4 protein-coding genes and 1 pseudogene are annotated in these 7,229 nt (G+C 34.6%); 1 reads left to right on the top strand and 4 read right to left on the bottom strand.

Going from position 1 to position 7,229, the window contains the following annotated elements:
* Positions 1-67: 67 nt before the first annotated feature.
* Positions 68-340, top strand: a pseudogene (locus tag FC88_RS13365) (transposase); the annotation flags it as partial.
* 170 nt (positions 341-510) lie between these two features.
* Here the strand turns inward: FC88_RS13365 and tyrS are convergent.
* The 4 genes from tyrS to tdc all read right to left on the bottom strand — a co-directional run bounded on the left by tyrS (position 511) and on the right by tdc (position 6,634).
* Entirely contained in the window at positions 511-1,776 is a 1,266-nt protein-coding gene (gene tyrS / locus FC88_RS03610) for a tyrosine--tRNA ligase (protein WP_057812883.1), read from the bottom strand.
* A 64-nt stretch (positions 1,777-1,840) separates the two neighbouring features.
* Positions 1,841-3,235 carry a Na+/H+ antiporter NhaC gene (nhaC, locus tag FC88_RS03605; RefSeq protein WP_057812881.1) on the bottom strand — a complete coding sequence of 465 codons (1,395 nt, stop codon included), beginning with the start codon at positions 3,233-3,235 and terminating at the stop codon, positions 1,841-1,843.
* A gap of 38 nt (positions 3,236-3,273) precedes the next feature.
* Entirely contained in the window at positions 3,274-4,671 is a 1,398-nt protein-coding gene (tyrP, locus tag FC88_RS03600) for a tyrosine-tyramine antiporter (protein WP_057812879.1), read from the bottom strand.
* A gap of 100 nt (positions 4,672-4,771) precedes the next feature.
* A complete protein-coding gene (gene tdc / locus FC88_RS03595; protein ID WP_057812875.1) occupies positions 4,772-6,634 on the bottom strand; it encodes a tyrosine decarboxylase in 1,863 nt (620 codons plus the stop codon).
* Positions 6,635-7,229 lie beyond the last annotated feature (595 nt).

Genomic DNA, 7,229 nt, shown 5'->3' with positions numbered 1-7,229 from the left:
AACAGACTGCCATTGAAAGATTCCGGGCTTGTTCGGATTAAACTTGTAATTTGCCAATACCTATGATGTTTATCAAGGTATTCAGAAGGCAATACATGAACATGACATAGCACTACTCGAAGAAACTATTTACGGGTATAAAAAGAACAACACCGCTATGGATACATCTATTTCAACGTTACGGAAGAATTTAAATTACGTGAGAAATAGTTGTACGATGTCTTACTCCAATGGTCCCCTTGAAGGGACTATCGGAAAGATAAAAAAGCTCAAACATATCAGTTATGGTTTTAAAAGTCTTGAACATTTTCTTAAGAGAATAAGACTCATTTGTGCATAAGAAAAAGCATCCTGCGAGAGGATGCTTTTCATAAAAAACTATTCATCAATACGATTTGACAATGAGCCAAAAAAAGAACCATACCAATTAAGGTATGATTCTTAGAAATAGGTCTCACCAACACGATTTGACTTAGATCTATAATTCGAGATATTTCATTTTGTCATTAATTAGTCTTCCGAAACTGCATCTCCAACACTAATCAACGTATAATTCTTTTTACCTTTACGTACAACAATGTACTTGCCATCAAATCCATCAGCAGGATCAATGGAAGCTTCTACATCGGTAACCTTGTCACCATTAACAGTGATTGCACCATTAGAAACATCTTCACGTGCTTGGCGTTTTGAAGATTCAATTTCAGTATTAACCAAAAGTTCAACAATATTTGTTATAGCATTTTCAGCATGTGCTGAAGGAACTTTGTCAAATGCTTGCTTAATTTCTGTTGCTGACAATTGTTTAATGTCACCATTAAACAATACTTCTGAAATCTTTTCAGCTTCTTTCATCTCAGCATCACCATGGACAAAGGATGTAACCTCTTGAGCTAAGCGTCTTTGTGCTTCTCTCTTTTCAGGCTCGGTTGTAACCTTTTCTTCCAAGGCATTAATTTCATCATGTGATAGGAATGTGAAGTACTTAAGGTACTTAACAACATCACGATCATCTTGATTGAACCAGAATTGGTAGAATTCAAATGGAGATGTCTTCTTAGGGTCAAGCCATACAGCTCCACCAGCAGTTTTACCAAATTTAGTACCATCTGCCTTAAGCATCAGAGGAATAGTTAAACCGTATGCCTCTGCTTTAGAATCCTTTTTATGAATCAAATCAACACCATTGGCTAGATTTCCCCATTGATCGGCTCCACCAATTTGAAGTTGAATATCTTTATCTTTTAATAAGTGATAGAAGTCAATGGATTGTAGAATTTGATAACTGAACTCGGTAAATGAAATACCATTATCCAAACGGCTAGCAACAGCCTCTTTTGAAAGCATTGTATTGACATTAAATGATTTACCGTAATCTCTTAAGAAACTTAATAAATCAATTTTACTTAACCAATCATAGTTATTAACAATATCAAAATTTTCTGTCCCAAATAATTTAATCATTTGAGCAGTCAATGCTTTTTCATTGTGTTCAACTTGATCAGTTGTTTGAAGTGATCTTTCAGTTTTTCTACCTGAAGGGTCACCAATGAATCCAGTACCACCACCAATTAGGATATATGGGTGGTGACCAGCAAGTTGGAATCTCTTTAACATAATAAATGGGATTAAGTGTCCAATGTGAAGTGAATCACCAGTTGGATCAGTACCACAATAGAGAGAGACCTTCTTAGTTTTTAATAATTTGCGTAGTCCTTCAAGATCAGTACACTGATTGATGGCTCCACGCCATTGCAAATCTTCTAGAATGTCCATAACAGCTTCTCCTTATAAAATACTCTAAACCTATTAAACAACAATTAGATTAATTAATCAAACATTAATTTTTCTTTAATGTTTTGTTGGTTCTATGTTCTAATATAAAACCAACTAAAACAGTGAAAATCGGAACGAACAAAGGAAAGAAGGAATAGGGAATGTATTTCGCGGGACTTACTTGTAATGCCCCTTGTATAAATACACCACTAACACTCCATGGAATAATAGAATTTACAGCCGCACCAGCATCATTAAGTGTTCTAGTTAACCTCGTCCTTGGCAAATCCATTTTGTCAAAAGAACTCTTGAAACTTTCGCCTGGTAAAATAACTGATAAATATTGTTCACCAACCAAGAAATTAACACCAATACATGTAATAGCGGTCATGAGTACTAACTTCCCTGCAGTATTGACAAAACGTCCGAGTCCATCGATTAATGATCCAATAATATGAAACTTAATCAATAAACCTCCTAGTGATAAGGCAAAAATAATTAATGCTAAAGAACTCAACATACTATTTATTCCGCCCTTTGATAGTAAGGCATCCATAGTTCTACTACCTGTTCTAGCAACATAACCACTCATTATATAATTCGCCAAAGTATTCAGTTTTATAGGATGATGTAACCAACCAATAATAACTGCAAAAAACGATCCAAATGCTAATGATGGTACTGCTGGAACTTTTAACCATGCAAGAACTAATAATAAGATAATCGGTAGAATCGTCCAAAACGAAATCCAAAATCCATTTGAAAGTTGCTGTGTCATAACAGTAATTTTCATCAAACTAACATCTTTATGACCAAATCCCAACAACGTATATCCTATTAAAGCAACTCCCCAGACTGGTAAATCAGTCCAAATCAAGCTTTTAATATGTTCATATATATCTATCTCACCAACACCTGCAGATAGATTAGTTGTTCCAGACAAAGGTGAAACGTTCGCACCAAAGTAGGCACCGGAAATTATTGCACCTGCTGTAATACCTGGATTAATTTTCAAAGCTGATCCAATTCCAATAAAAGCTATACCCATTGTTGATACTGTTGTAAATGAACTGCCACAAGTGATTCCGACAAGTGAACATACAATAAACACTGTAGGTAAAAAGTATTTAACTGAAATTATTTTAAAACCAAAGTACATAATTGTTGGAATGGTTCCAGAGTAGATCCATGTAGCAATCAGAACACCAATTAATAAGAAAATCATTAATGGAATAACACCTGGCTTAATACCGTCCTCAATTGCTCCAACGATTTCATCCCAATTAAATCCTCTTATAATTCCATAAAGCATAAGGGCCACTACAGAAATCAATAGAGGAACTTGGGGTGACTGCCCCGAGAAGATAATCAAGTACCCCAGTATAAAGAGAATTGTAATAACAACAATTATACTTTCAAAGACGCCAATATTAGGTTTATCTCGTTCACTCTTCTTCATAGTAGTTACACCTCGATCAAATAAATAAATTCATAAAATTACTTGTTTTCGTAAGCTTGTGCATCCTTAAGCCATTGATCATTTTTATGCGAATTGATAACCAATGGGATGATTGTCATTACAATTGTAATAACAACCATGGCAATTCCGTTAACAGTTCCAGCAGTAGCAACAGTTACAATACCAATTGCGAAAATACCGAAAATAAATAGAATTGTCCAAATCCATGCAGCAACATTACCACTCTTACCAACACGGTAAGGTCTCTTTGTATCTGGTTGAGTGTAACGTAATCTGATAAATGCAATAGCAATTAAGAAATAAAGTACACAATATAACAATGTTGTTGTATTTGTTAACATCAAGAAAACACTATTAATATCTGGTAAAGCATACATTAAGGCGAACAATGTGATACATGTTGATTGTGTCAAAATAACATTTCTTGCGACACCAATATCATTATGTTTAAAGAAGCCCCATTTTGATGGAACTAAACCTTCTTTTGCAACTTGAATCATTGATTGTGAAGGACCTGTTACCCAACCTGATAATTGAAGGAAAACACCTACAGCTGCTAATAAACTGAATACATTAGCAATCCATAAAGGCCAACCTAAAACCTTACAGAATAGAATAATTGGTTGTGTAATATTTGTTAATTGTGTATTACCCTTTGGAACAACATCAGCAACAATAAGGGCATTTAATAAGTTCAAAATAACCATTGCAACTAATGCAAAGATAATACCCTTAACGAAGTCATTTGATTTCTTCATTCTTGGAACATAAACACCTAATGTTTCAATTCCTGTAAAGATAAAGGAAATAGCAGCAACATATTTCAAAGTACTTACATCAGGAATCAATTTTCCAGCAGAAAATGATCCCAAGACACTATCGACATTGATTCCTGTCTTTGCAAGTGCAGCAACACCCATGATAATCATAACTGCGAATGGAATGTAAACACCAAACCATACACCGAAGTTACCAGCAAACTTAGCCATATCAAATTTCAAATTCAAAAGTGTAATAATCCAATAAATAATGATGATACATGCTAATGTGAACCAGTGATTTTGTCCCAAGACTTGATTACCAATTGTATTACCTAACAACGGTCCAAGAGTTGAAGCAACCATAACCATACCTGGGAAAATTTGTACCCATAATAGCCATGCTGTAGCGAATCCCCATTTTGATCCCAAACCAGTACGTACCCATAGTTGTGGGCCACCAGCATCTTGAAGCATTGATGAAAATTCACCAGACATAATTGAAACTGGTAAAGCAAAGAAAATAACGGCAAAAATTAGATAAAAGAACATTTGCCAACTTGCGGCTGCCAATGTTGGAACACTACGGACTGTGGCAATCATTGCCATACCAATACCAATAAACGTTCCAAGGCTTATTTTATTACTTGAGCTCATTTTTATTTCAACCCCTCTAAATAGGTAAAGCCCAGCAGCATCCCTACTCCTGAGCTTTACGAAAAATTATGATATTAATAATTAACTAGTTTGTTTGTAATTATTTAGCTGCAACAATTTTAGTTAATTTTTCAGCCATTGCGCTCTTAACCTTATCTGCATATTCAGCAAAGTTATCTCTGTCATATAGAAGTGGTGTCAATACACAGGCACGTAGAATTCCGACAGCCTTTTCCTTTTGCCAATCAGCATCTGTAAATCCAAGGCTCTTAACATAAGCTTTTGGACTATCACCATAACCATCTTGTGCAAAGTCAGTGTGTGATGTAATAAAGTCATTATTGTAAATAGGGCCTTTAACAAATGATGCTTCTTGATAGAATGCAAGATTCAAATCATTCATCTTAGCAAAGTCTTTATTTCCTTTAATATTAAATGTCCAATCGACCATATTGAAATCAGGCTTTGTCAATGGATTTACTTCAATTTCTTGACCATTGATGTTAAAGCTCAAGTTGTTCAAGAAGTCATAGAAGCGGTTAGCAGCTTCGATTGAACGACCGATCAATTTACCATAGCCAGCGACATTCAATGGCAATACTCTATGTGCAGTCCAGACAGCTGCAGCAGTAGCACCGGCCTTTGAACCTTCAAGAATATAAGCACCTAACATTGAAGGAGCCTTTGAACGTTTATCAAATACATATGTAGCAAAGTATGAAATGATATTACGCATTGTAATATCACGGATTGCAATACCACCAGCAGAGTAAGGTACATATCCCATCTTATGAGGATCAACTGTTACTGTTTCTGCTTCGGAAATAGCTTTAAATGCATTATAAGTATCTTTTGAAATATATTCTTTGTTTTCTTGGAAGTCACCATATTTTTGATGTACTTCTTGTAGTTTGTCCCAAGGGATAAAGTTTCCATCTTCGTCTAAGAATAGTGCACGTGCATAAGCACCATATGCAGCATCAACATGTAGATAGAAATATGTTCCTTGTTTCATCAACTTATTACGTAATTCAACGACCTTATCAACAGGATCAACGGCACCCTCTTCAGTTGAACCAACAACAGCAACAACACCAAGGATAGGAGTCTTTTCAGCAACTAACTTGTTAATTGTCTTTTCAAGCTCGTTAACATCAAGTCTATAGTCATCGTCAACTGGAATAGGAACAACTTGATCCAAACCAATACCGACAACATCTGCAGCTTTCATCCAACTATAGTGTTTTGTTTGTGGTACTAACCATTTACCAAGTTTAGAAAGATCCATGCCACCACGAGCTGAGTGAGCTTTAATAGCATCAATTGTGTCATCATCTTGGCTATTAAGGATGTCCATGATTTCATCAACGGGCATATTTAGTAATTCCCAATCGCTCTTACCAGCAACTAGTTCTGGCTTTACTTCTTTCATTGCTAATGGTAAACTCTTAACATTCCTTGCATACCATAGGCCTTCCATATTTGCTAATGATCCATCAGCAACGATATGGCCCCAACCATGATCGAAGTTGAATAGCTTAGCGAAGTCCTTACCAACTTCTTCTTCCATTTGAGAAGTACCTGGTGATGATTCATATGCAACGTTGTTACCATTCCATAACATTGCGTATGTATATGCAAGAATTGATGGCATCAATGTTTCGGAATTCATATGTCCGAAATAACGAGGTGAATGCCATGGAACTGAATTTGTACGTAGGCGTACTGATAATTCATCCAAAACTTCGTCCATTTTATTTACAGTATTTGTAAATGATTTGGACGTTTTTTCGTCCTCAGAGATTAATGGCTTATCTTGTGGCATATAATTTTTACGCCAGCCCATGTGTTCATTAACCAATTTGATCAATGTTGATTTGAATAAATCAGCATTTTCGGCCTTATCACCGATAAAAAGTGCGTTAAGATTTAAATCATCGTTCTTACTGATATTGTCAGTCATATTTCAAAACCTCCCATGGTCATATTTGTTTGATCGCTTAACCAAGACTTATATTAGAACTTTTTATAGAATATATCAACGTTTTCATATAAAAAAACTGTTTATTTAGAGGTAATTTATTCAATTTTTTAATTATGCTTAATTAACTTTAATTTTTTTATTTTCACATGTTAATCTAATCTCTAAAAAAAAGACCGATTTAATGCGAATAAGTCAAAAATTGCGTGTGTCTTTTTGTGAATTTTCGCTTCTCCTAAATTTTATGCAGGCGTTTTCTAATTAAATTATTTTTTTTATTATTCTGTCTATTTATTATTCTTTTCTTTTAAACTAACTTCTTTTTTAAATTATCAGTTTCCTCTCCTTGCACTAGTAATAGTCGCACGTAATTATAATTTATGATATAAACACAATATTTTGTTATAAACATGTCCTTTTAATTTCAATTTATCAAAAAAAGGCACTCACAACGTTTGTTTGGTTCTATACTTTCTGGTATTGATGAATAATCAATGCCAGTTTTTTTGTCTCTAGAAAATAAAAAAGAACATCACTGTTCTCATGTTAAGATTTAAGCGACCAAACCCAATCAAAA

The sequence above is a fragment of the Companilactobacillus futsaii JCM 17355 genome (genome assembly GCF_001435505.1).
Classification (GTDB): Bacteria; Bacillota; Bacilli; order Lactobacillales; family Lactobacillaceae; genus Companilactobacillus; species Companilactobacillus futsaii.
Note: the sequence above shows the minus strand (reverse complement) of the source record. Positions and strands in the feature narration are given on the sequence as shown.

Excerpts from the sequence above, each read along its gene's own strand:
- nhaC (WP_057812881.1), bottom strand. The coding sequence starts at position 3,235 with ATGAAGAAGAGTGAACGAGATAAACCTAATATTGGCGTCTTTGAAAGT.
- tyrS (WP_057812883.1), bottom strand. The coding sequence starts at position 1,776 with ATGGACATTCTAGAAGATTTGCAATGGCGTGGAGCCATCAATCAGTGT.
- tyrP (WP_057812879.1), bottom strand. The coding sequence starts at position 4,671 with ATGAGCTCAAGTAATAAAATAAGCCTTGGAACGTTTATTGGTATTGGT.
- tdc (WP_057812875.1), bottom strand. The coding sequence starts at position 6,634 with ATGACTGACAATATCAGTAAGAACGATGATTTAAATCTTAACGCACTT.